The following is a 24,556-nucleotide window of genomic DNA, read 5'->3' on the forward strand; positions in this document are numbered from 1 at the left end:
ATGGAGAACTACCCATGGCAATTCCTGTTTATCTGTGGCTGAAAGACGACGGCGGTGCGGACATTAAAGGTTCCGTAGACGTAAAAGATCGCGAAGGCAGCATCGAAGTCGTTGCGCAGGAACACAACCTGTACATCCCGACCGATAACAACACCGGCAAATTGACGGGTACCCGTATTCACACCCCGTTCCTGTTTACCAAGGAAATCGACTCCTCCAGCCCGTACCTGTACAAAGCGGTGACCACCGGTCAGACCCTGAAATCCGCTGAGTTCAAATGGTATCGCATCAATGACGCGGGCCAGGAAGTGGAGTATTTCAATACCAAACTGGAAAACGTCAAGCTGGTGAAAGTCGCGCCTAAAATGCACGACATCAAAGATCCGGCCAAAGAAAAACATAACCACCTTGAAGCAATCGAGCTGCGTTACGAAAAAATCACCTGGACCTACAAAGACGGCAACATCATTCATTCCGATTCCTGGAACGAACGTACCACCGCGTAAGACCTCACAGCAGACGGTTCGCCGTCTGCTGTTTTTGTTTTCTGAGCCGCCGGTCTGGCGGTTGAGCAAACAAAAACAGAACCGGACATCGACCTTATGGGCCTGGGTTTCCTGCAAAGGAAAAGGCTATGGGCGGTAGCGTACCTCAAAAAAGGAATTCAGCATGGAACAGCAGTCAGCCGTCTTACTTCGTCGCTTAAACCCGTACTGCGCGAAAGCGCTCGAAGCCGCCGCGACCCTGTGTCAGACGCGGGCACATGCGGAAATCACGGTCGAACACTGGCTGCTTAAGCTGCTTGAACTGGGCGAAGGCGACATCACCGTGCTGGCCCGTCGCTACGAGTGGGACATGGACGCGTTGTGGCAAAATCTGCTCGCGCATCTCGATGCCCTGCCGCGTTCCGTGCATGCCCGTCCGCAACTTTCCGATGATTTACAGGCGCTGATAAAAGCGGGATGGCTGGCCGCATCCCTGCAGGACGACAATGAAAATATCCGCAGCGTACATCTGCTGGAAGCCCTGCTTGCTAAGCCGCGCCTGCTGCGCTGCGAGGGCTTGTGGCCGCTGTTCAGCCTGAGCGAAGAGCATATCCGCCGCCTGAAACCGGTACTGGACGCGCTGTCTGAAGAGCGCCCCGAACTGCAACAGCAGGAAAGCCTGAACCGGACGCCGTCCGATCTTGCCGGTGACGCCGCCAGCCCAAAACATGACATCGCCGCTGGCGTTCAGTCACTGAGCGAAGCCCTGCAGGCTGCGCTGGATAAGTTCACGCTGGACGTCACTGCTAAAGCCAAAGCCGGGCACATCGACCCGGTGTTCGGTCGCGATAACGAAATTCGTCAGATGGTGGACATCCTGTCTCGTCGTCGTAAAAACAACTCGATTTTAGTCGGCGAGCCGGGCGTGGGGAAAACCGCGCTGGTCGAAGGTCTGGCGTTACGCATTGCAGAAGGCAACGTGCCGGACAGCCTGAAAACCGTCAGCCTGCGCACTCTGGATTTAGGCCTGCTGCAGGCCGGTGCCGGGGTCAAAGGTGAGTTTGAACAGCGCCTGAAAAACGTCATCGACGCCGTGCAAAAATCACCGACGCCGGTGCTGCTGTTTATAGACGAAGCGCACACCATTATTGGCGCAGGGAATCAGGCCGGTGGCGCGGACGCCGCCAACCTCCTCAAACCCGCCCTCGCCCGCGGTGAGCTGCGAACTATCGCCGCCACCACCTGGTCCGAGTACAAACAGTATTTTGAACGCGACGCCGCACTCGAGCGCCGCTTCCAGATTGTCAAAGTCGATGAGCCGGACGACGAGATGGCCTGTCTGATGCTACGCGGCCTGAAGTCCCGCTACGCGCAGCATCACGGCGTTCACATCACCGACGAAGCGGTCAAAGCCGCCGTCAGTCTCTCCCGCCGATACATTACCGGCCGCCAGTTGCCGGACAAAGCCGTCGATCTGCTCGATACAGCCTCCGCCCGCGTGCGCATGAGCCTTGATACGCTGCCGGAAGATCTGACCCGCCTGAAGGCGCAGATCACCGCGCTTGAGATGGAAGAACAGGCGTTGCTGGAAGACATTTCGCTGGGTAGCCAGACCCACGGCGAGCGCCTGACTCAGATTGAACATCAGACCAATGCGCTGACTGATCAGCTCACCGCGCTGGACACTCAGTATCACGCTGAGAAAGCGCTCACTCAGCAACTGCTCGATGTGCGTCAGGACATCAGCCGGCAGGAAGAGATCGCCAGCCTGCAACAGCAACTCAGTGATTTACAGGGGCACACCCCGCTGCTTTCACTGGACGTTGATATACGTACCGTCGCCACCGTGATTGCAGACTGGACCGGCGTGCCGCTGACCAGCCTGCTGAAAGACGAACAGACTGACCTGTTACAACTGGAAAACCAGCTGAATAAACGCGTCGTCGGCCAGGACCCTGCTTTGACCGCCATGGCGCAGCGCCTGCGCGCCGCCAAAACTGGTCTGACCTCTGAGAATGGCCCGCTGGGCGTATTCCTGCTGGTCGGCCCGAGCGGTGTAGGTAAAACCGAGACGGCACTTTCCCTCGCCGACTGCCTGTTCGGCGGCGAAAAATCACTGATCACCATCAATCTCAGCGAGTATCAGGAAGCGCATACCGTTTCCCAGCTGAAGGGTTCACCTCCGGGCTACGTTGGTTACGGCCAGGGCGGTATTCTGACCGAGGCTGTGCGTAAACGCCCTTACAGCGTTGTCCTGCTTGATGAAGTTGAAAAAGCGCACCGCGACGTGATCAACCTGTTCTATCAGGTGTTTGACCGCGGCTTTATGCGCGACGGCGAAGGCCGCGAGATCGACTTCCGTAACACAGTGATCCTGATGACCGCCAATCTGGGCAGCGACCACATCATGCAGCTGCTGGATGAACAACCGGAAGCCACCGACGGCGACCTACAGGAAATGCTGCGCCCGATCCTGCGCGATCATTTCCAGCCGGCCCTGCTCGCCCGTTTCCAGACGCTGATTTATCGTCCGCTGAATGCCGTTGCCCTGCGCACTATTGTTGAGATGAAACTGGTACAGGTCGCCAAACGCCTGAGCAAACATTATGGCCTGCGCTGCACCATCGAAGAAAGCCTGTACGACACGCTGGTCGCCGCCTGCCTGCTGCCGGACACCGGTGCGCGCAACATAGACAGCCTGCTCAATCAGCAGATCCTGCCGGTGCTGAGCCAGCAACTGCTACAACGCATGGCCGGACAACAGCGCACCACCGCACTGGCGCTGGGCTGGGATGAAGAGGAAGGGATCACGCTGGAATTTGACGGAGAACAGAAATGAGCACCTCCGATGTTATCAACAGATTGCTAAACCAGTCCCGCTATCGTCTGGACGTTTTGCAAAGTCCGGCCTTTCTCGACGTGTTGCGCTTCGAAGGGGAAGAGCAACTTAGCAAACCCTTTGAATATATTATTCATGTCACCAGCACGGCCACCGATTTAACCGCTGAGCAACTGGTTCTCAAACCGGCTACGTTTACCATGCAAGCTCCCGTGTTTGATATTGCTGGCGTTGCGGAGCCGGTCCGGGCTGTACACGGTGTGATTCAACATTTTTCACGTATCTCTACCTCTGCGGATCAGACGATTTACCGGCTGGTTTTGGTTCCGCGCGTAGCCTTACTGGACCACTCTGCAAAGTGCGCACTTTATCTAAATCAGTCAGTGCAGGAAGTGGTTGAAAAGGTTCTTCGGGCACACGGTCTGGAAGGCCCGGACTTCGAATTCCAGCTCTCCAGATCATACCCGGCACGTGAGCTTATCACCCAGTGGCGGGAAACAGATTTAGCTTTCATCCAGCGTTTACTGGCTGAGGTCGGGATCTACTGGCATCTCGAGATGGACACCCGCCTTGAGCATGACGTCATCATATTTGCCGACAGCCAGCAACAATATAAATTTGGAGTCCGTTTACCCTTACGCAACCAGGCGGGCATGAGCGACAGCGGTACCGAAAGCGTCTGGGGGCTGAGCACGCAGCATCAGGTCGTCACGCAACAGGTTTCCACCCGCGATTACAACTACCGGGAAGCGTTAAGTCCGATGGACACTACTGCCAGTGCGGCAGGAAGTGATGAAACCACCACTGGCGAAGTCTATCAGTATGCAGAGCCTTTCCTGGAATCCGGATCAGAAGACGGGGTAGAAACCGGTGCATTTTATGCCCGCCTGCGTCATGAGCGCATCTTGAATGCTCAGAAGACCGTCACCGGCCACAGCAGTTGCCCTCATCTGGCACCGGGTCAGGTGCTGGAAGTCGATGGCACACTTCCTTCTGTGTTAAATGAAGGCATCTTGCTGACGGGGATAAAAACCTACGGTTCGCGCAAGAGTCGTTTCACCGCGCAATTGACCGGTCAGCCTTACAGCGAAACCCTCTGCTTCCGCCCTGTTCTGCCAGAACGCCCGGTAATCGCCGGTACCCTTCCAGCCCGGGTGGAAAGCACCACCAAAGGCGATATCTATTCCTGGCTGGATAATCAGGGCCGATACCGCGTGAAGCTCGATTTTGACCGCGACGAACAGGAACAGGGCTACGCCTATCTCTGGCTGCGTATGGCAAAACCTTACGCCGGTGATACCTACGGCTGGCACGCGCCTTTACTCGATGGTACTGAAGTCGCCATCGCTTTCGATTCAGGCGACTGTGACCGACCTTATATCGCGTATGCCCTGCATGATTCAGCACACAGTGACCATGTCACCGACGACAACCATACGCGCAACGTCCTGCGTACTCCGTCTTTCAACAAGTTGCGGATGGAAGACAAACGCTCAGAGGAACACATCAAACTCGCCACCGAGTTTGGTAAAACGCAGCTGAACATGGGGCATCTGGTGGATGCGGAACGCGCACAGCGCGGTGCCGGCTTTGAAATCAGGACAGATGAACACGGCGTGATACGCGCGGGCAAAGGGATATTTGTCAGTGCAGAAGAACAACTCAAGGCACAGGGAAAAGTGCTGGATATGGATCCGGCCCTCGGTCAAATCCATCAGGCCAACAATGAGATGCAGGCTCTGAGTGACGCCGCCACGCAGGCTACCGCGCTGGCATCAGATATTCAAAAGCAGCTCAGCTTTGTCGATAACCGCCTGACGCAGTTACAGTCCGCCGCCATTTTAGCCAGCGCCCCGATGGGCGTGGCTCTTACCAGCGGTGAGCATTTACAGCTGGCAGCCCGACAAAATCTGATGGTGAACGCCGGTAACAATGCCGACGTTGGCGTCATGAAAAACCTGTTCATCGGCGCAGGTGAAGCGTTAAGCATGTTTGTACATAAGCAGGATGCCACGCTGATTGCCAATCAGGGACAGGTCACTATCCAGGCACAAAACAACGCCATCTCCCTGACCGCAAGACAAACCCTGACCATCACAAGTTCGGACGATGAAATCATCATTACCACTCCGAAAAAACTGACCCTCAACGGCGGCGGCTCTTATCTGACGTTGGAAGCCAGCAAAATCGAGCACGGGTCTTCCGGGGATATGACGATTAAATGCACGAACTACCTGGTGCCAATGGTGGGGGCTTCAAAACCAAGCGATACACCTAAATTTCCTATTGTCACGATGGAAAACTTGACTGAAGAGGATGGGAAGGATTTTTCTGGATAAGGCTAAGCTGCTCGATAGATGTCAGTATTTGACTTGCTGTGTAAAAAGAATGGGTAAAAGCATGTTGACTCGAAGTAACATGCAAATAAGTTGAACATACTTCGTGAGGTATCAATGAAAAACAAAATCCTTTGGAAATCATTCTTATATTTATCAATGTTAACCCTCTTACTATTCGGCGTTAATGCATCTGCTAATATAAAAGAAAATCCCGTGAAAATGACACAATCATTTTACACGCAATATATGCAGTTGTATTTCAAAATTGTCCCACCTGAAGCCCCTGCATTTAAAAAATTAATGCAAAATAATATAACACCAGGCTTTTTGAAAAAAATAAAAAATGCAAAAATTTGCCAGGAAGGAAAAGACCCCGTTTGCACAATCGAAGAGGTTAGGCCAAAAGATGGGTATGTTTATATTATAAGGGCTCAAGATGCCTACGATGACTGGACACATGTCATTGTAGAACCAATAAAAATCAGTTCAGGCTTATCGGTTGTAAAGGTTTCACTAGGGGGACTCCATGAGAAGGCCCATGTCCTGACGGTCTCGCTTAAAAAAATCAATACGCACTGGAAAATAGACTCTGTATCCGATCTTAGTCCTGCTAAATATCGCTTTCAATAACTGAGTAATATCTACTATGTTGAATGTAGAATCAGCACTAGCCCATCTAAATAGTAATGCATCCGAAAAAAGTCATGGTAACTGTGCCAAATTTGTGAGGCTTGCAATTAAGGCTGGGGGAGTTGATATTATTTCTCCACCACTTCGTCCAAACTATGACTATCCTGCAGCGGCAGATTATGGTGCCTCATTGTTAGCTAAAGGATTCACCATCGTATTTACCCATAATACTGGCGGGTCAGAACTGACAGATACAACCACCATACCTGGCCAGCAAGCTGGCGATGTTGTCGTAGTTCAAGATATTCCGGGTCATCGGTATGGTCATATGGCCATGTTTAATGGAGCTCAATGGGTCTCTGATTTTAGACAACCAATGGGGTTCTACCCGGCAAGGGCTTATAGTTCTTTAAAATCCGGGTTCAAGATGTATCGCTATGGAGAAACGGAAAAAAATAGGCCATCCGACCAAAGCAAAGCTGACAACAAAGACCTCCACATCTGCTATCCCATTACGAAAAACCCAAAGGGTAATGAATTCGGCAACGCTGAAGAGATCCTTGTAAATCTCGGCCGAGAACCCGCAGGGTTTTATCTGGTTGGGCGCAACGGCATGTGGCATGGCGGCATTCACATCAGTTCTGTCACCACCCCATGGAGCGCATTAAGCGGTAAAGGTACTTCTGAGTCTGTCGATTTTCCTGTTCCCTACAAAGGTGAGCAGCCTCTGCGCTGTATGGCAGATGGCGAAGTTGTTGCTTATCGGGTATGTAAAGATTATCTCGAGGCTCCCTGGACTTCTGGAATACTAAGTTACTCAGGTTCATTCGTCCTGATACGACATTATCTGCAACCCGGGGATGACAAAAAAAGCAGCCTTACCTTTTATACTCTTTATATGCATCTTGCTCCCTGGTCAGCTTATCAGGCTGGTAAAGGCGAGAAAACATGGAAAGTAAACGAAAGAAAAGGCCTGTCTGCTTACGAGGATGCCGACCGGACTGTACGTAAAGGTACACTTCCTAATGGGACAAAAGTGCGCTGGGATGAGACGGATGAAGGATTTAAGACTCAGACAGACAAAGGACGAATATATGGCAATGTTACCCTTGTGGAGGATGTGATCGTCAAGGCGCGAGGAAATACCCCTGAGAAAAAACTGTTTAGTCAGGGCGATCAGGTGTGGATAGTTGCTGACAGAGCTAATCTGAAAACAACGGAGCCCGTCGTTATTCCTCCAGCCTGGTGGGCACACTTCCAGCCACCGACTGAAGAGAAACTCGTATTCGAACAGGTCACCTGCCCTGTCCCATTCCGCATAAACGCAAAAGATCCCGTCGGGCATCTTGGCTATTACCAGAACCCGGTTGCAATGGGCTACGTACCGCGTTATCAGTCGCATATTGAATGTTTTAGCATAGATGATAATCTCCCCACGTTCCTGACTAACCCGGAAAAGCTTGAACAAGAGGATCGGCCATTATTTTTGAAATATATACCGGGTCTGCCGCGATATAATAAAAACTTATCTACCGGTAAGTTTGTAAAGGAGGCTGAGGCGACCCGTTCTACAGGTATTGCCACCTTAAAGAAAGTGAAGTCAGTAAATGAGCAAGCTGCAGGTGATAAATCAGCGGAAACGTATTTTCAGATCTATCCTGAGACAGCCTGGTTGGCAAAAAAAGATGTTAAGTTGTTATCGCGATATGATCTTGCTGAACTTGGTTTTACGCTTACAGATGATTCGCCGGGTAATTTTGATAAGCTCGATGGCAAAACACCACCTGAAACACTGATCAGGAAAATACTGGATATCTTACATAACGCGGCGAAACAGGAAACTCGGGTCGATTACGCACTGATACCCCAAAATTATCAGCGTCTGATTGACATGATTGGCACAAACCCAGACGGCCATTACTCACCGGATGAATACCGGCAGGCAATCCATAATCCAGTTCTAAGGGATACACTATTTAGAATTATTGCAAAGCACCCCAGTGAATGGTATTACAAACCAACCGACTCATTATGGAAATCGTATCTGGACAACCTTACACAAGATGCACCAGAGTGGAAAAAATATAATGAATCGGTGATTGAGAAATTAGTGTGGATGCAGGATATGGATAATAGTAAGGTTTTACTGGGCTCAGCATTATATCATATGCATCCAATTGTCTTTTTAGATAACTTCAAAAACACTGATTGTGCTAGGTTAATTTGGGGTGAAATTGTTGACCAAGTACATGGACAAGAAAAAGGCTGCGAATTTCGTAAAAAAGTCGTCAAAATATGTTGTGAATTGTGGGGGGAACTTCAAAAAAATGAATATGCTGATGTTCTAATGGCCTCTATTGCGGTCGAAACCAGCCGAAAATTTATGTCAACCGTAGCAACCTTCAGAAAAGTTTTAGATTCAAAGGGAGATGTTGTTTATGTTCAAGGTAAAAATGGCCCTCGTCCTAAAATCGAACAGCATGTATACACAAAAGATGAAATTTCTGCAGATCCTACAATAACAGAGAAAAATGCTGTTGGACTTATTCAATTTACCGCTCCAGCCGTCAGGCAGATTAATAAAATAAATGGGCTACAATTAACAAAACAGCAACTTGCCTTAATGGATGAGTTAGAGCAACTAGATTATGTAAAACTATATTTCTCTTCCAATGATTCCATCCTTAAAAAGGTGAAGGAACCAAAAGACATATATTTATTTATATTTTGTCCTGAAGGTGTGGGTCAAAATGATGACTATGTTCTTTATAGCAGGCAAAAAGATGAGAATGAAGGGGTTAATTATTACTTAGCAAACAGCAGTCTTGATTCCGACCAAAATGGAAATATCGGGAATAATGATTTAAAAATACAAAGAAGAGAGTTGCTATGGCGTTTAAATAAGCTGATAGAGGAGGGGGGCGGGTATAGAAATATTTGTATATGTCAAGGGGATATAAACACTACCCTTGACATTGCTCTGGAACCAAGTGGTAGGCAGTGGGTAAATAGATATCCTACAAGTGTTAGTCTGACTGATCTGGAAGTGCCGTTCAGAGACTCGGTAAATAATTTTGTTTTAGCGATCAAAGCAGGTGGCGGCGGAGTATCAGTATCCGCTACTTATCGCCCTGTCGAAAGAGCATATTTGATGCATTATAGCTGGATGATTGCACGTGAATCATTAGCCCCTGGACAAGTACCTTCGATGAATGGAGTCAATATTGATTGGCAACATAAAGGTGACAACTCGACTGCAGTTGCAGCAGCGGAGGAAATGGTTGCAGGCTATCAAATAGTTTATCGACCAGTTTTAAGCTCCCGTCACACTCAAAGGAGGGCTATAGATATGACTATTACAGGTGTTATTGGTAAGACAATCGTAACGAAACTAAATATCGAAACTCCTATTAAAAATAATTCTGATCTTTATAGTGTAGGTGCCAGTTATGGAGTTATAAAGTTAATCAGCGATCCTCCTCATTGGTCTGACGATGGCCGATAAATAGATAGGTGTATAATGCTCACTAAAATAGTTATGATTTTTACATTTTTCTTGGCTGCATGTTGTTATGCTGAAGAAAGCCTCCCGTTAGTCAAAGCTGGGATCATGATATTAAATACTGATAAAACATACATGTTACTCACGACTGAAAAAATTTCGGCAACGGATATTGTTTATATAAACCCCGCAATACCGGATGACATTAAATGTTGCGAGAAAATAACAGGAAGCAACTTTAGGTTTGTTGGTGTTACACAAAAAGCTACAGACGAACTTGAGGGTAAAGAGATAATGTCATATCTTCTAACTGTAACTTATCCCTCTCGACAGTTGAATAAACCAACCATGGCATTAATCGTTAAAAGAAATAGCTTAATAAAAATAGCACCAAAAATAGAATCAAACGCAAATGAAATAAGCTTTAATATAATGAGTGTGAATTACAAATTCTCCATTTGCAATAGTCAAGAAGGCCTTCATGTTTATTCTAAAGGCACTAATTCAAAAGAGCATTTGTACCTTCCTCTTGGTTATGAGGTGCAGCCTAATTGTCCAGAAGAAGCCTATTATTAATAAAGGAGCTAAGAAGTGCCTATCTACATTAAGAAATTATGCCTGCCTTTTTTTCTTGTCAGTTTATACTGTGTAAATTGTTATGCATTGGTTTCCCCAACCCCGGAAGGAAGTTATGTTTTTAGTCAACAAGGTGAGCAGCTAATTGATGGAAGCAATGCCTCAATTACTTGGAGATTTATTTTTAATCAAGATAAACATACAGCAGAAGTAAAAATATCTTCCTGGCATGCCCCGTATACATGCCAGGGTGAATACTTTTATGAAAAGAAAGGTAATGAATTAAATCTAATCTGGAATGCAAATAAAAGTCCTGAGGAGGAATGTGAAACTCCTGCGCCTCAGTTTATCATAAAGCATGACGATAAAGATCGCCTTCTGATTAAAAGCAAGCTATTCCCCTGGCCAGTCAAAGACTGGGAACAATTAAAAGAAATCAATCATGGGAATAGCATACATCGTTAGTATTAACCAACGGCTAAAAATAATCCATATGAAAACCAAAGCCTCAATAGTGAAACAGATTTAACTTGCACGGATATTACTCATTTCTGTACCTGGATTTTCTTCAGTTCAGAGTCAGGCTTCAACTACTTTCCCCAAAGGAAAGGATTACCCTGCGGCCCCTTTGTACACGGGGAAATCAGCCGCTCAGGTTGATCGAACTGATGAGTTCACTAATATGTTCAGAACCCGTTTCACGGAAGCCATGCAAGGACTGAAGTGGAGTACTAAATCTGGCCACCTGAATAGAGGTGATATCATCGCCTCATAGTCAAAACAGGTGACATTATGACCGGACGTAACAGACGCAATTTTAGCCCCGAGTTTCGCCTCGAAGCTGCCCAGCTTGTACTCGATCAGCACTACACCGTTGCCCCCGCTGCAACAGCAATAAATGTCGGTAAATCCACGATGGATAAATGGGTTCGCCAGCTTAAAGAAGAACGCGCAGGGAAATCCCCAAAGGCCTCTCCGATGTCGCCTGAGCAACTTCGCATTAGTGAATTAGAAAAACGACTACAACTTGTTGAAATGAAAACGATATATTAAAAAAGGCTACCGCGCTCTTGATGTCAGACTCCCTGAACAATTCTCGTTAGTTGAGAAACTCAGGACGCGGTTTCCTGTTGCCTTTATTTGCAATGTGTTCGGGATCCATCGCAGTAGCTATCGGTACTGGCTAAGCCGACCGCAGAAACCTGATGCAAAACACATCGTTATACTTAGCCTGGTTCGTGAAGTTCATCATGCCAGTAATGGCTCTGCGGGGGCCCGGAGCATTGCCGATATGGTCAGCGCAAAAGGTGTTCCGTTGAGTCGCTGGCGGGCCAGTAAGATAATGAAAGAGCTGAATATTATTAGTTGCCAGCAACCGGAGCATCGCTACAAAAAAGCCACAATAGAGCATGTGAATATCACTAATCATCTGGATCGCCAGTTTGCAGTAACGGAACCTAATCAGACCTGGTGCGGCGACGTGACCTACATCTGGACGGGCAAACGCTGGGCTTATCTGGCGGTTGTTCTGGATTTTTTTCCCGCAAGCCAATAGGCTGAGCGATGTCGTTTTCTCCGGACTTAGCTCTGACAGGAAAAGCATTAACGATGGCCTGGGAAACCAGGGGAAAACCGGCTGACGTTATGTATCATTCTGACCATGGAAGCCAGACGGTTATTATGGCGTTATCGTATAAAGCAAAGCATGAGTCGACGAGGGAACTGCTGGGACAACAGCCCAATGGAACGATTTTTCCGCAGCCTGAAATCAGAATGTGTCCCGAACTGTGGATACGCTAATTTTAGCGAAGCAAATAGATCAATAACGAACTACATCATTGGTTATTACAGCCAGCTCAGACCCCACCAATATAACGGTGGCTTAACACCCAATGAATCAGAGCGATTGTTCTGGAAAAACTCTAAAACTGTGGCCAGTTTTTGTTGACCACTTCAATGTGACATTATCTGATTCAAATAGAGAGAAGCTTACAAACCTACCCCATAGCGTACTATCTGCGTTTTGGTTCTTTAATATATACAAATCTTTAGGAAATCCTGCAAGCAATGAAGATTTTAATAACATCACATCTGAAATCAATGGTGGATTTAACGGATATAATGAACGACTAAGTTATTTTATAACATGTGTCATAACACTTGGAACAAATCACCTGAACCATTTAATTCTTGATAATAAATTTAATTTTGAAGATAGCGCTATATAATAGTAAAATATACTAATTTGGATGGGGATTATGGCATGACCCTGAAAAAAGTAAGCAGGAGTGGCACAGATAAGAATACGGAAGAGTCCTTGAAAGGATATAAAAGAGCTAGGGATTTGTTGCTTACCACTCCTTTCCCTGCAAGTATGAATAATAAAAAATTTACGAAATTGAATATGGAAATCTGTCTTCTTATATTAGAGCAGGAATACACGCAATCGAGTCAAGGCGATGAATAAATATATAATTATTTTAATCATCTTATTTTCCTTTAGCGCTTCATCAGCGCCTGAAAAACAAACAGGCTGTTTTAGTTCAGATAGTAAACTTATAAATGTAAAATTTATAGATATTTATGATGATGGCGCTCATCTTGGCTACGTGAAATATAAAAACTCTAAGGAGCCTATCCCTCTTGTATTTTCAGATGAGAAATCAGAAAGCGTCGACGAAGATCGACCTATCGAAAACACTACCAATTGGTTAGAGTTTATTCATGGGAAATATAATGGCCAATATATTGTTATGTCACAGGGCGCCAGATACTACCAATTTATCTATAAAAGCATTAGTGGAAGAACTATCAGTTTGAATGAAAATTTAGAGGCATATAATAACGATAGATCAGATTGTATTTGGTAGCATAAGCCCCCACCAAAGGCGGCGTTAAGTTCTATCTCGCAAAAGAAGATGTTGCCTCAAACACGGTGGCCGGAAAATTTTCCGCCGGGAACGTCGTGACACTGTGTGATGAAACAATGGTCAGGAACAGTGATAACCATCAGTTCAGCCAGGTCAAAATGCAGGATGGCAGGCTGGTATGGACCGTTTCCGACGGCGTTTTTCTGAAAATGGCCGAAAGTAACGGAGCAAGTCCTCCACCCTGGTGGAGCCAGTGTTCACCAGCTTATAACGTGACGCCTCCCGCGGCGGCGGTATACAAAAACATAACAGCCCTGAATTACTACCGCTGCAGTGAAGATGTGACGTTCGAAACCGTCGTCAGCGGACAGAACAAAAAATGGGGAAAACCGGCCGGGAAGCTGTTGCCTGTCAACACGCAGATGACCATGGAAACCGATAATGCCGCGCAGACAGTGACCCGCCCGGATAACCGGGTATTCACACTGATGACCATGACCGCTGACGTCGCAGGTACGCCGCTCAAACGCGGTGAACGCGTCTGGGTCGTTGCCGACGGCGGGAACCTCGAGGCCGTTGCCGCGCAGACGGGCTCATCACCAAAATTTGACGAGGTGATAACTGACCAGACAATCCCGGTTCAAGCCGGCGCGGCGCTCGGTCACCTGGGGTTCTTTCAGATACCCACCGAGACCGGCTTCCGCTCGCGCTATATGGGTTAAGCCCGTCGATCTGGGTTCGGGTGGAATGAAGCTAAATTGGAGTGATTTTTCAAAAAAATTAAAAATAGCCACATTGAAATTGCATGAGCAAAGTGCGAATTTTGAATGGTATGGTTTTTATGATGAAATAAAAAAAGTACATTCTTGGGTTAATGACCCAGATATTATAATAAATAATGAGATTGTTGGTGGAGGTGTTATTTTTTATAGATGCATAAAATAATGGCAAGGCATCGGCTAAAGATGGGGATGAAAATAACTCCCAACATTAAATTCGCATTTAAATTCTGCTCAGTTTTGGAGTTTGTTTGCCCAACCATCCCTGGGGAAAAGGGACGTTTTATCTCTCTGGCTCTTTTGTCCTAGTGCGCCATTATGTTCAGCCGGGCACCACAGCAGCCAGCGGTCTGACGTTTTATACACTGTATATGCATCTTGCCCCCTACTCTGCCTATGCGTCGCAGACCGACCCGCGGCAGCGCACCACCAAAGGCGGCGTTAAGTTCTATCCTACAAAAGAAGATGTTGCCTCAAACACAATGGCCGGAAAATTTTCCGCCGGGAACATCGTGACACTGTGTGATGAAACGATGGTCAGGAACAGTGATAACCATCAGTTCAGCCAGGTCAAAATGCAGGATGGCAGGCTGGTATGGACCGTTTCCGACGGCGGTTTTCTGAAAATGGCCGAAAGTAACGGAGCAAGTCCTCCACCCTGGTGGAGCCAGTGTTCACCGGCTTATAACGTGACGCCTCCCGCGGCGGCGGTATACAAAAACAAAACAGCCCTGAATTACTACCGCTGCAGTGAAGATGTGACGTTCGAAACCGTCGTCAGCGGACAGAACAAAAAATGGGGAAAACCGGCCGGGAAGTTGCTGCCTGTCAACACGCAGATGACTATGGAAACCGATAATGCGGCGCAGACAGTGACCCGACCGGATAACCGGGTATTCAAACTGATGACCATGACCGCTGACGTCGCAGGTACGCCGCTCAAACGCGGTGAGCGCGTCTGGGTCGTTGCCGACGGCGGGAACCTCGAGGCCGTTGACGCGCAGACGGGCTCATCACCAAAATTTGACGAGGTGATAACTGACCAGACAATCCCGGTACAGGCCGGCGCGGCGCTTGGTCACCTGGGGTTCTTTCAGATACCCACCGAGACCGGTTTCCGCTCGCATGTCTTGCTCTTGGGGTAAGTTCCAAGTCATGGGTGAGTATTACAGCCATCTTTATACCTCTACGCAAGAATTAGTTGACGCGCAAAATTACTGTGCATTACAACAGCTTCAATATTTTAAAGTATTTTTAGTTAAGGAAAAAAGGATGTTCCAACCTATGAAAGATAAGGATTGGCTGACAATTGCAAAAAAACACAATGGTGTAAGGCAAGAAGGATATGATAAGAAAATTAAAGATGCATATGATCTACTAAAAGGACAATGGTAATGAAGTCAGGAAATATTTACACATGCATTACATTGTTCATGTGTTTCTTAAGCGCCCCTGCTGTTTACGCTACAGACATCCCCGCCCGAGAAATAAAAACACACGGTAGAACGAATTGGAGTATTTATCAAAACAATGAAGGATATAACATAAAATATATCAACGAAAAAAATGTAATATTCGAAAATAGAAAAATTATTACAAAAGACATGTCAGCGGAGGATTTTGAATTAGAATCAAAAGGAAACGACAAGATATCCTTGGTTCTAAATTACCCAAGAGATGTGTATGTTTTTGACTTTTTATCAGAAGACATCCCTTATCTAAAAAAAGCATGCAAGGAAATATCACTACAGCCAGCGAGCGAAAATCAGGTTGTAACGACTCTAACTTTATGCGTTAAGGATAAATATGTTTATAAGATGTCATTACCAAACGTAGATGCAGATAGCTTATTATCCCCAGAAAAATTACACCTTGACCATGCATTACCTGCAGTCATTAGTAGCAACAAAGCATTTCTCTATAATGAAAATAAAAAGCAACATATTAAAAAATCATACCTAATTAAAGGCGACATTATAGAGGTGTTAGATTATGACAATTCTTTGATAAAAATAAAATATTCATCACAGAAAAGAAATATCATCACATGGATAAAACTGACCGATATCTTGTAACTTTTAGATAATCACAAAAATCACAGAAAAGGTCATCCAAGTCAAAGTAGGCGGGGAATTACGCGAAGGTCACGAAAACCTATTACTAATTTTTTCTGAATAGTATCTTTTAGAGACCCATTGAGACTGGCTTCCGGGCGCGAGAGTCTCGCCTTCCTGAAATATCCGGCAAACGCGAAGCTTTTCAGTAAGGATGCAAAAGGTGCCATGGGGGATAACTCACGTAAGACATCTTCTCCGTCTGTCATACCGCCGACGGATGTGACGGCAGCCCCCCAAGGGAACACCAACACATTACCTGTTGCCTGCACCAGAAAATGGCTATGTCGCCGCATCCTCCGTCGAAGTGCTGTCACAATTTGACCTCGGCAAACTGGGGTTTTCTATCATCAAAGATGAACCTGACAGTTTTCAGTTGCTGGATGCGGAGAACCAGCCGCAGAACGTGGTGAAAAGAATTTTTGAAAAGCTCCATGTTGCAGCTGAGAATGACCCGGTGTTCAGCAACACAAAATGAAAGCCTCAACATTATTAAAAAAAGCTCCCAACAATTCGCAGTAGTTATTCAACGTCAGACTCTCTGTAATCGATATAAAACATTTTTTCTAAAAGGACTTAATCATGCTTCCTATTATTCGTATCGGCGATAAAACAACGCACGGCGGCGCAGTAGTGACCGGTTCCGGTACCATGAGTTTTGGTAATATTCCCGTTGCCCGTAAAGGGGATAAAGTCTCTTGCCCTGTTCCTTTTCACGGTCCGACATTCATTACCGAAGGTAATCCCAATTATCTGGACAATGGTATTCCTGTCGCCTTTCACGGACATAAATGTGCCTGCGGCTGCACGCTGATTAGTTCTCTTGCAACGGCACAAGTAGGATAATTATGCCGGTGAATCTTGATGTTATTCCCGACAAAGCGCCCGGCATTGTTCGCCCCCGTACCCGCCGCTGGCTTCTTTTCTTGCCCTTTATGCTGCTGGCGGGGGCGACGTCCACGCTTTGGTTTTGGAAAAATGAGCATACGGGGATTGCATTCTGGTTTACCGCCATTGGTTTACCCGCAGCAACCTGGGGCATCCTTTTCAGCCTGCGACGTATCGGCTACAAATGCGATCAAATCTGGGCTACGTCATGGAACAGAGAACGCGAACAGTTAATAGAAGAGGAAACTCAACGTGGGCAGCGCTATCTCTGTTGGCACGGTGGCGTTTCCTTTACCACGGTTGGCAAAAGTACAGAAAAACTCCTCAGCGCTGTTTTGAAAAACACTCCGCTAATGTCATCTGTTATTCCCAGAACCGGTGGCTTCGCCGTCCGACATACACGTCTTGGCAGTACAACAAATACGATACCCGGTGTGCTGCAGGAGTGGCATGGCCACCTTAAACAGCGAATATCAGCTTTACTCGATACCCTCCCCGCCGGCATGCCCTGTTACGTTCTGCTGGATGTTCACATTGATCAGGATCCGCAAGTTAACGCAAAGCATGCACAGGAAGTCATGGCGATGTTTTCCCGTCCGCTGCGGCAAATTAATGGAATGGGGTTTGCGGCGTTAGACCAATGGATTGATATGACCTGGGGTATCCCTTCTGCCTTGCTGGTGATCGGTACTCAGATAAATAATCGGCCTGAGGTCAACAGCGGTGAAGCTGCAACAGCCATGCTGTTAACCAATTGTCGGATGCCTGATGAGCGTAAAACAGTACGTATCCATCGCCCCGAGTGCGGAACAGACGCCGCGCTCACCAAAACACTTTCACGCGCGCTGCTATGGACTAACCTCCAGCCAGCGTCCGTTGGACAAGCGTGGCTCACCGGCGGTGCACTGCTCACTGACAGCGAATGGAGCACGGCCTGTGAGAAAAACGCACTCGGGCTGGATATTCAAAAGCAGTGCAGTGTCATCGATAACATCACGGGTTTTACAGGATGCACAGCACCGTGGCTGGCATTACTCATAGCGGCCACACAATGCTGTGAAGATGGCATCACACAGGCTGTCGCGGTCCAAACCGCCACGGACAAGATTTGGGTAGGTTGCGTCTCTGCACCTGCCTCAGACATTAAGGACAATCAGGACACTTCACTGTGACAATCAGATCCCTAATAGGCAGCGCCTTTCTGTTTTTGATTTTTATCGTCATCGTTGTGGGAGGCACTCTCGCCTTCTATCCACAATGGGTAGCTTCCACCTTTGGCATCGGCCCGTTATCACCTTCCGGTATCTGGACTCTTTGTCTGAGTATTGCCGCCGGGCTGGGCGCGATTTTCTGGCTGATCGAGCGTATGTTCGATCGCCTCGGGAAGGCAGGCGTTCGTATCCAATGGCGTAAACGAAAAAATCAGCAGACAGAGGCACCCGCGAACTCAGATACCGTGAGTCCATCACCTTCGTTTTTCACCGGTCTGGATGAGCAGATGCGTTTTCGCTATGGCCGGTTTTGGCGCAGGAAAGTGCAGATCCTCTGGCTGACCGGAGAAACTGAACTGGTTGAAAAGATTGTGCCGGGGCTTACAGAGCAAAACTGGCAGGAAGGTGACGATACCTTGCTTTTGTGGGGAGGCTTACCGGATGTGCCCGTTGATTCTAAACGTGCGATGGCCGCAAGACTATTGCGTCCGCGCCGTCCCTTAGACGGAATTGTTCATGTACTGGAGGGTAATCAGTTACCAGGCACCCTCTCACTGGATGAAACCCTGCGTCAGCGCCAAAAAACCGATGCACTGCTTGGCTGGCAGGCGCCGGTGTATTTTTGGGTGCTCGACACGTGTAAATGGTCGCAGGAAGGCCGGGAAACCCAACCAGTCGGGTGCTTGTTATCAGGAAAAACTTCAACAGAATCTGTAATTACCGCAATGGATGCGCTCATTCCTGCGCTACGTGAGCAAGGGATGTCCCAGCTTGCCCAGGACACCCGTTACGACTTTTTATTGCGTCTGACTGAAAGACTGCGCGAAGAATGGCGTGCTGGCCTGAGTAATGTGCTGACCACGGTTTCCCGGGGTTCCTCTCCGATGATGTTGCGCGGGCTGATGTTCAGTCTGCCATCCGGCGCAGAGATGGGGTCTTCACATAGCTGGGAGGCTCTGCCTGAGTGGCAGGGGATTCTTCAGGATTGCCGGAATGCGCAAGGGAAACGAACAGGATGGCCTTGGGAAAAAATATTGCAATGCACCCTTCTGACCCTGGCTGTAGTTTGGGGAGCGGGTGTATTGCTTTCGCTTTTTATCAATCAGCATCAGATTGCTGACTCTCATGAACAGGCCACTATCGCAGCCGATACGACTCAGCCCTTGGCCTCACGCCTGAATAATCAGCTGGCACTTCAACAGGAAATTGCAAAATTACAGTACCGGGAAACAGCTGGTTCTCCCTGGTATACGCGCTTTGGCCTGAATCAAAATGCCTCGCAGCTGGCGGCACTTTGGCCGTTGTATCAGGCCAACAATAACGTGTTAATCCGGGATGCTTCTGCCACGAAAATTAAGGCAAAATTAACAGACTTTATCCGGTTGCCACCGGGCAGCCCGCAGCGTGATGCCCTGACACAACAAACCTATGCTGAGCTTAAAGCCTACCTGATGATGTCACGTCCGGATAAAGCCGATGCAACGTTTTTAAGCCAGACACTGATGACCCTCTGGCCAAAACGCACCGGGGTTCCGGACGGGCAATGGCAACATGTCGGACCCAAACTGATAGCCTTCTGGGGGCAGAACCTGCCCGCGCATCCGGAATGGAAAATAGCGCAGGATAAAAACCTCGTCACCGCAGTCAGGCAGATCCTGCTAAAGCAAATTGGCCAGCGCAATGCGGAAGCATCGCTGTATCAGACCATGCTAAAGAAAGTGGCAAATAACTATCCGGATATGACCCTGACAGACATGGTGGGTGATACCGACGCTTCTTATCTGTTCAACACAGACGAGGTCGTGCCGGGAATGTTCACTCGTCAGGCGTGGGAAGAGCAGGTTCAGGATGCTATCGATCAGGTCGTTACTACCCGACGCAATGAAATTGACTGGGTTCTGACCAGTAAATCCCAACCCGCTTCTGAAGAAATTTCCCCGGAGGCGCTAAAGGCACGACTCACCGAACGTTATTTCACTGATTTTAGCAATGCCTGGCTGAATGTGGTTAACAGCCTGCGCTGGCAGGAGCCCGGTTCTCTTTCGGGGGCTATTTCCCAGCTCACGCTGATGGCAGATGTACGCCAGTCTCCAATGGTGGCATTGATGAATACGCTGGCCTGGCAGGGGAAAACGGGGCAGAAAAACGAAGCTCTGGCCGATACGCTGGTGAATTCAGCGAAAGTTCTGGTGGGTAAAAAACAGCAACCTGTTATTAAGCAAACAGGCGGACCACAAGGCCCGCTCGACGCTGCCTTCGGCCCCTTGTTGACCATCATGGATGGCAAAAGTAATGGTGTAAATAATGGCAATCTCAGCCTCCAGGCCTATTTAACCCGTGTGACACAGGTTCGCCTGAAGCTTCAGCAGGTCACTACCGCACCGGATCCGCAGGCGATGACTCAGATGCTGGCTCAAACGGTCTTTCAGGGTAAAGCCGTCGATTTAACCGACACCCGTGATTACGGCAGTCTGGTTGCAGCCAGTCTGGGTCAGGAATGGAGTGGCTTCGGGAAAGCGATGTTTGTGGAGCCTATGGAGCTTGCCTGGCGTCAGGTATTGCAACCCGCCGCCGGCAGTCTGAATGCGCAATGGCAAGGTACCGTGGTCAACCAGTGGGATACTTCATTTGCCGGACGGTATCCGTTCGCCAGCACCGGCAGCGATGCATCCTTACCTGTCGTCGCGCAATATCTCCGTTCCGACTCCGGACGTATCTCACAATTCCTGAAAACTCAACTCGGTGGCATTTTACACCAGGAAGGTAACCGCTGGGTGCCGGATGCCATTACCAGTCAGGGACTGACCTTTAATCCGGCATTCCTTGATGCCATCAACCAGCTGGGCCAGTTATCTGACATCGTATTTGCTGAGGGTGATGCAGGATTACGTTTTGAATTAATGGCCCGCCCGTCAAAAAATGTCGTCCGCACGCAACTCGCTGTCGACGGGCAAAATCTGGATTATTTCAACCAGATGGAAAGCTGGCAGAGCTTTAAATGGCCGGGAAATTCCTATTATCCCGGCGTACAGCTCAGCTGGCGCAGTGTCAGTTCCGGTATGCAACTGTTTGGCGACTTTTCAGGAAACTGGGGATTAATACGCCTGCTGGAAAAAGCCCAGGTTACCCAACTCGACAGCAGCCGTTACCAGCTGGTCTGGAAAACCCCTGACGGCCTGCCATTGAAATACATACTGAGAACAGAAATGGGCAATGGTCCGCTGGCCTTGCTGGCTTTACGTAACTTCTCTCTGCCCAAAAAAGTATTTTTAGATGATGCGCCTGTCTCTTCTGTCGTTGCCGCCGAACCGGGACCCGTACTGACAGACGATCAGGATATCCCCGCAGGAACGGGCTCTGCCGGAGATGAGTAATACCCTCCCCTTGTGGTGTCAGTGTGTGAACACAGGCATCACGCTTTCGTTATTTTTTTATTTTCAACACCACTGAAATTTTCAGTCAGGAATCTGTTTATGGATGATTTGACCCTGCGCTATTACGAAGCTGAGATGCGTTACCTGCGCGAGGCCGGGCGCGAATTTGCCCATGCCCATCCCGACCGGGCCGCGATGCTCAACCTGGATAAGTCCGGGGCGCGCGATCCGTACGTTGAACGTTTATTTGAAGGTTTCGCCTTCCTGATGGGGCGCCTGCGGGAGAAACTTGACGATGACCTGCCGGAACTCACAGAGGGACTGGTCAGCCTTTTGTGGCCACACTATATGCGGACAATCCCTTCACTGGCCATTGTTGAGTTGAAACCTGATTACCGGCAACTTAAGCAGGTGGAGATCGTGCCCCGGGGCTTCTCTGTCCTGTCACAGCCTGTCGGGCAAAAACACACCTGTTGCCAGTATCAGGTGACGCGGGATATGCCGCTTATGCCGATCAATGTTTCACAGGCGAAATTGCATACTGAAGCAGACGGGCGTTCAACCATACGCCTGCGTTTTGACTGCGGTCCGCTGGCGGACTGGCAAAAGATAGATTTAAGCCGCGTGGCAATCTATCTCGATGCCGACAGTCCGGTCAGCAGCGCTCTGCATCTGGCCCTGACCCGCAAAGTTCAGGCCATGTATATCCGCCAGCCGGAGTTGGGTCAGGATCGCCGTGCGATAGACGGCTGGTTTAAGCCCATGGGATTTGAAGAAAATGAACGCCTGTGGCCTAAAGGGAGCTCGGCGTTTAGTGGCTATCAGTTGTTACTGGAATATTTTACCTTCCGCCCAAAATTTATGTTCGTTGAGCTGAACGGACTGCAAAATGTTCATCTGGTACCGGGAACGACATGGTTCGAACTCGATATTGTGCTGAGTGAGCTGTGGCCTTACGACCTGCCGTTTGATACCGATACCTTCCGGTTACACTGCGTTCCGGTCATTAACCTGTTTTCACTGGAAGCCGACCCGCTGCAAATTGATCCGCTGGCGAATGAATATCTTTTGCGGCCACTGCGAATGCAGGATGGCCACGTAGAAATTTACAGTGTTGATCAGGTACACGGTTCCGTTAAAAACGGCAAACACGACTACGTGCCCTTCACCAGTTTCCGTCACCGCGGGGGCATGATGCGTCATGATGCTCCCGAACGCTATTTCCACACCCGTGTTAAGCGCGGACCTTCCGGCCTGCATGACACATGGTTAATTCTCGGTGGCAAATCCTTTGAAGCAGAACAGCTTGCTGAACAGCGTGAAGCACTTTCACTGCGTATTACCGGGACCAACGGCCAGCTTCCACGTAAGGCGCTTGAAAGTACCCTGCTCAACCGGGTTGTCAAAGCCGGCAAAGTCCCGGTACAAGTTCGCAACCTCACCACGCCTACCATGCCGGTATATCCGCCTGCCAATGATCGCTTCCACTGGCGGGTGATGAGTCACCTGGGTTCAAGCTTCCTCAGCATGATGGATAACCCAGAGGTGCTGCGAGGCACGCTGGCGCTGTATGACTGGACCGATGATGAAATGAACTGCCGCAGGCTCGAGGCGATTGTTGCCGTCGAACACCACCTGATCCAGCGATTTGAAAAAGGGTTCATGCTGCGCGGTGTCGATGTAGAAATCACCCTGAATACAGACAACTTCGCGGGCGAAGGGGACGTTAATCTCTTTGGTGAAATGCTGCACCGCTTCTTTGCCTTGTACGCCGATATTCACCTTTTCAATCAGCTTACGCTGGTGTTGCAACCGACAGGAAAACGCCTGAGATGGAACGAGAATCACAGCCAACACGTACCGGGCTGATCGATGCCCTGAGTCCGCAGGCGCCCTATCTGAATTTTTACCGGTTTTGTCAGCTTCTGGAACAGGCTGGCGGTGAAGCTCCGCTGCTTGGTACAACCAGCAATCCCGCAACAGATCCAATACGTTTTCGCCCGCATCCTGGTATGGGTTTTCCGGTCAGCGAAATACGCGCTATAGAAGCCGACCGGGAACATTTACACGCCACACCCACTGTTCGCACTACCTTTATGGGGCTCTATGGGGTAGATGCCCCCTTACCCACAGGCTATCTCGACAATATTAGCCAACGGCGGGAAGGATACGAAAGCGTTGAGCATTTTCTGGATATTTTCAACCATCGGCTGATGACGCAGTTCTATCGCATCTGGCGTAAATACGCCTACCCCGCTAGTTTCCAGGCTGGCGGAGCGGATGAGACATCACAGTGCCTACTCGGTCTGATTGGTCTGGGGATACCCGGCACGGCCAAAAATATCGCGACGCCGATTTCCCGATTTTTGGCGCTTTTAAGCACTATGCGTTTGCCGACACGAACGGCTGAAGGGATCCGTGCACTGGTGAATCTGCTGGCACCCCTGACGCAGGCTTATATTCAGGGGCATGACCCGGTGTCAGTGGAAATGCGAAGTCGCAGCGGGTTTTGCGCTGAAAACCGTATTGCGCTGGCACAGCGCAGCGTACTGGGTCGCAAAGGAAAAGACGGTAATAGCCGGGTACTGGTGAGTCTGATGACCTCCGATCCTGAAGAAGCTGAAGGATGGTTACCCGGCGGCCATTTGCATACCGATTTACTCGTGCTGATGCGGGTATATCTCGGCTACCGGTGCAATGCCCGTCTGCAACTCACCGTCCCTACCCGCTTGCTGCCGGAACCCCGGCTCGGTGGGTCCCGACGGATACAGCTCGGGCGTACTGGTGTGCTGGGTTTACAGGAAAGCAAACGTGACAGCCTGCCGCAAAGTATGACCGTCAGTCTCGGCACCTATCAGGGTGTACATGAAGAACCCTTGCTACCCGCTGAGTCGGGAGAATACCGGTTCCGTTAATCCTGCAATCAAGACATTGCAGGGACACAGTATT

The 24,556-nt window shown here is 48.8% G+C and carries 20 protein-coding genes and 1 pseudogene; all 21 read left to right on the plus strand.

Features of this window, described 5'->3' with window-relative positions:
- The first annotated feature begins 14 nt into the window (after nucleotides 1–14).
- On the plus strand, nucleotides 15–506 hold the full coding sequence (gene hcp / locus ED901_RS17750) for a type VI secretion system effector Hcp (protein WP_101079103.1): 492 nt from the start codon (nucleotides 15–17) through the stop codon (nucleotides 504–506).
- Nucleotides 507–669: 163 nt separating this feature from the next.
- Entirely contained in the window at nucleotides 670–3,324 is a 2,655-nt protein-coding gene (tssH, locus tag ED901_RS17755; protein ID WP_122096716.1) for a type VI secretion system ATPase TssH, read from the plus strand.
- Complete coding sequence (locus ED901_RS17760) at nucleotides 3,321–5,663, plus strand: type VI secretion system Vgr family protein (protein WP_122096717.1); 2,343 nt, start codon at nucleotides 3,321–3,323, stop codon at nucleotides 5,661–5,663. The genes tssH and ED901_RS17760 overlap by 4 nt, the downstream gene beginning before the upstream one ends.
- Before the next feature lie 114 nt (nucleotides 5,664–5,777).
- Nucleotides 5,778–6,293 (plus strand): YbjP/YqhG family protein, encoded by a 516-nt coding sequence (locus ED901_RS17765; RefSeq protein ID WP_122096718.1) that lies wholly within the window; start codon nucleotides 5,778–5,780, stop codon nucleotides 6,291–6,293.
- Nucleotides 6,294–6,309: 16 nt separating this feature from the next.
- The gene (locus ED901_RS17770) at nucleotides 6,310–9,798 is read left to right on the plus strand and encodes a hypothetical protein (RefSeq protein WP_122096719.1); all 3,489 of its coding nucleotides are present in this window, start codon (nucleotides 6,310–6,312) and stop codon (nucleotides 9,796–9,798) included.
- Between the two features lie 15 nt (nucleotides 9,799–9,813).
- Nucleotides 9,814–10,371: a hypothetical protein gene (locus tag ED901_RS17775; protein ID WP_122096720.1), complete on the plus strand. Its 558-nt coding sequence runs from the start codon at nucleotides 9,814–9,816 to the stop codon at nucleotides 10,369–10,371.
- Nucleotides 10,372–10,386: 15 nt separating this feature from the next.
- Nucleotides 10,387–10,836 (plus strand): hypothetical protein, encoded by a 450-nt coding sequence (locus ED901_RS17780; RefSeq protein ID WP_122096721.1) that lies wholly within the window; start codon nucleotides 10,387–10,389, stop codon nucleotides 10,834–10,836.
- Nucleotides 10,837–11,163: 327 nt separating this feature from the next.
- A pseudogene (locus ED901_RS17790) lies at nucleotides 11,164–12,319 on the plus strand (IS3 family transposase).
- Between the two features lie 315 nt (nucleotides 12,320–12,634).
- Nucleotides 12,635–12,838, plus strand: coding sequence for a hypothetical protein (locus tag ED901_RS17795; RefSeq protein ID WP_122096722.1), 204 nt, complete (start codon nucleotides 12,635–12,637; stop codon nucleotides 12,836–12,838).
- Complete coding sequence (locus ED901_RS17800; protein ID WP_122096723.1) at nucleotides 12,831–13,241, plus strand: hypothetical protein; 411 nt, start codon at nucleotides 12,831–12,833, stop codon at nucleotides 13,239–13,241. The genes ED901_RS17795 and ED901_RS17800 overlap by 8 nt, the downstream gene beginning before the upstream one ends.
- A gap of 116 nt (nucleotides 13,242–13,357) precedes the next feature.
- A complete protein-coding gene (locus ED901_RS25460) occupies nucleotides 13,358–13,963 on the plus strand; it encodes a hypothetical protein (protein WP_240993964.1) in 606 nt (201 codons plus the stop codon).
- A 25-nt stretch (nucleotides 13,964–13,988) separates the two neighbouring features.
- Complete coding sequence (locus ED901_RS17810) at nucleotides 13,989–14,186, plus strand: hypothetical protein (RefSeq protein WP_205965121.1); 198 nt, start codon at nucleotides 13,989–13,991, stop codon at nucleotides 14,184–14,186.
- Between the two features lie 142 nt (nucleotides 14,187–14,328).
- Nucleotides 14,329–15,165: a hypothetical protein gene (locus ED901_RS25465; protein WP_240993965.1), complete on the plus strand. Its 837-nt coding sequence runs from the start codon at nucleotides 14,329–14,331 to the stop codon at nucleotides 15,163–15,165.
- Between the two features lie 10 nt (nucleotides 15,166–15,175).
- Nucleotides 15,176–15,415 (plus strand): N-acetylmuramidase domain-containing protein, encoded by a 240-nt coding sequence (locus ED901_RS17820; RefSeq protein WP_162997895.1) that lies wholly within the window; start codon nucleotides 15,176–15,178, stop codon nucleotides 15,413–15,415.
- A complete protein-coding gene (locus tag ED901_RS17825) occupies nucleotides 15,415–16,095 on the plus strand; it encodes a hypothetical protein (protein ID WP_122096725.1) in 681 nt (226 codons plus the stop codon). Before ED901_RS17820 ends, ED901_RS17825 begins: the two co-directional genes overlap by 1 nt.
- Nucleotides 16,096–16,396: 301 nt before the next feature.
- On the plus strand, nucleotides 16,397–16,612 hold the full coding sequence (locus ED901_RS25470) for a hypothetical protein (RefSeq protein ID WP_240993966.1): 216 nt from the start codon (nucleotides 16,397–16,399) through the stop codon (nucleotides 16,610–16,612).
- 104 nt (nucleotides 16,613–16,716) lie between these two features.
- Complete coding sequence (locus ED901_RS17835) at nucleotides 16,717–16,980, plus strand: PAAR domain-containing protein (protein ID WP_013577838.1); 264 nt, start codon at nucleotides 16,717–16,719, stop codon at nucleotides 16,978–16,980.
- A 2-nt stretch (nucleotides 16,981–16,982) separates the two neighbouring features.
- Nucleotides 16,983–18,194 carry a hypothetical protein gene (locus tag ED901_RS17840; protein WP_122096726.1) on the plus strand — a complete coding sequence of 404 codons (1,212 nt, stop codon included), beginning with the start codon at nucleotides 16,983–16,985 and terminating at the stop codon, nucleotides 18,192–18,194.
- The gene (locus ED901_RS17845) at nucleotides 18,191–21,607 is read left to right on the plus strand and encodes an ImcF-related family protein (RefSeq protein ID WP_122096727.1); all 3,417 of its coding nucleotides are present in this window, start codon (nucleotides 18,191–18,193) and stop codon (nucleotides 21,605–21,607) included. Before ED901_RS17840 ends, ED901_RS17845 begins: the two co-directional genes overlap by 4 nt.
- 99 nt (nucleotides 21,608–21,706) lie before the next feature.
- Nucleotides 21,707–23,476 carry a type VI secretion system baseplate subunit TssF gene (gene tssF, locus ED901_RS17850; RefSeq protein ID WP_122096728.1) on the plus strand — a complete coding sequence of 590 codons (1,770 nt, stop codon included), beginning with the start codon at nucleotides 21,707–21,709 and terminating at the stop codon, nucleotides 23,474–23,476.
- On the plus strand, nucleotides 23,440–24,522 hold the full coding sequence (tssG, locus tag ED901_RS17855; protein WP_122096729.1) for a type VI secretion system baseplate subunit TssG: 1,083 nt from the start codon (nucleotides 23,440–23,442) through the stop codon (nucleotides 24,520–24,522). Before tssF ends, tssG begins: the two co-directional genes overlap by 37 nt.
- Nucleotides 24,523–24,556 lie beyond the last annotated feature (34 nt).

The sequence above is a fragment of the Rahnella sp. Larv3_ips genome (assembly GCF_003697865.1).
Taxonomy (GTDB): domain Bacteria; phylum Pseudomonadota; class Gammaproteobacteria; order Enterobacterales; family Enterobacteriaceae; genus Rahnella; species Rahnella rivi.

Coding starts and splice junctions, on each gene's coding strand:
- hcp (WP_101079103.1), top strand. CDS start 15: ATGGCAATTCCTGTTTATCTGTGGCTGAAAGACGACGGCGGTGCGGAC.
- tssH (WP_122096716.1), top strand. CDS start 670: ATGGAACAGCAGTCAGCCGTCTTACTTCGTCGCTTAAACCCGTACTGC.
- ED901_RS17760 (WP_122096717.1), top strand. CDS start 3,321: ATGAGCACCTCCGATGTTATCAACAGATTGCTAAACCAGTCCCGCTAT.
- ED901_RS17765 (WP_122096718.1), top strand. CDS start 5,778: ATGAAAAACAAAATCCTTTGGAAATCATTCTTATATTTATCAATGTTA.
- ED901_RS17770 (WP_122096719.1), top strand. CDS start 6,310: ATGTTGAATGTAGAATCAGCACTAGCCCATCTAAATAGTAATGCATCC.
- ED901_RS17775 (WP_122096720.1), top strand. CDS start 9,814: ATGCTCACTAAAATAGTTATGATTTTTACATTTTTCTTGGCTGCATGT.
- ED901_RS17795 (WP_122096722.1), top strand. CDS start 12,635: ATGACCCTGAAAAAAGTAAGCAGGAGTGGCACAGATAAGAATACGGAA.
- ED901_RS17800 (WP_122096723.1), top strand. CDS start 12,831: ATGAATAAATATATAATTATTTTAATCATCTTATTTTCCTTTAGCGCT.
- ED901_RS25460 (WP_240993964.1), top strand. CDS start 13,358: ATGGTCAGGAACAGTGATAACCATCAGTTCAGCCAGGTCAAAATGCAG.
- ED901_RS17810 (WP_205965121.1), top strand. CDS start 13,989: ATGAAGCTAAATTGGAGTGATTTTTCAAAAAAATTAAAAATAGCCACA.
- ED901_RS17820 (WP_162997895.1), top strand. CDS start 15,176: ATGGGTGAGTATTACAGCCATCTTTATACCTCTACGCAAGAATTAGTT.
- ED901_RS17825 (WP_122096725.1), top strand. CDS start 15,415: ATGAAGTCAGGAAATATTTACACATGCATTACATTGTTCATGTGTTTC.
- ED901_RS17835 (WP_013577838.1), top strand. CDS start 16,717: ATGCTTCCTATTATTCGTATCGGCGATAAAACAACGCACGGCGGCGCA.
- ED901_RS17840 (WP_122096726.1), top strand. CDS start 16,983: ATGCCGGTGAATCTTGATGTTATTCCCGACAAAGCGCCCGGCATTGTT.
- tssF (WP_122096728.1), top strand. CDS start 21,707: ATGGATGATTTGACCCTGCGCTATTACGAAGCTGAGATGCGTTACCTG.
- tssG (WP_122096729.1), top strand. CDS start 23,440: ATGGAACGAGAATCACAGCCAACACGTACCGGGCTGATCGATGCCCTG.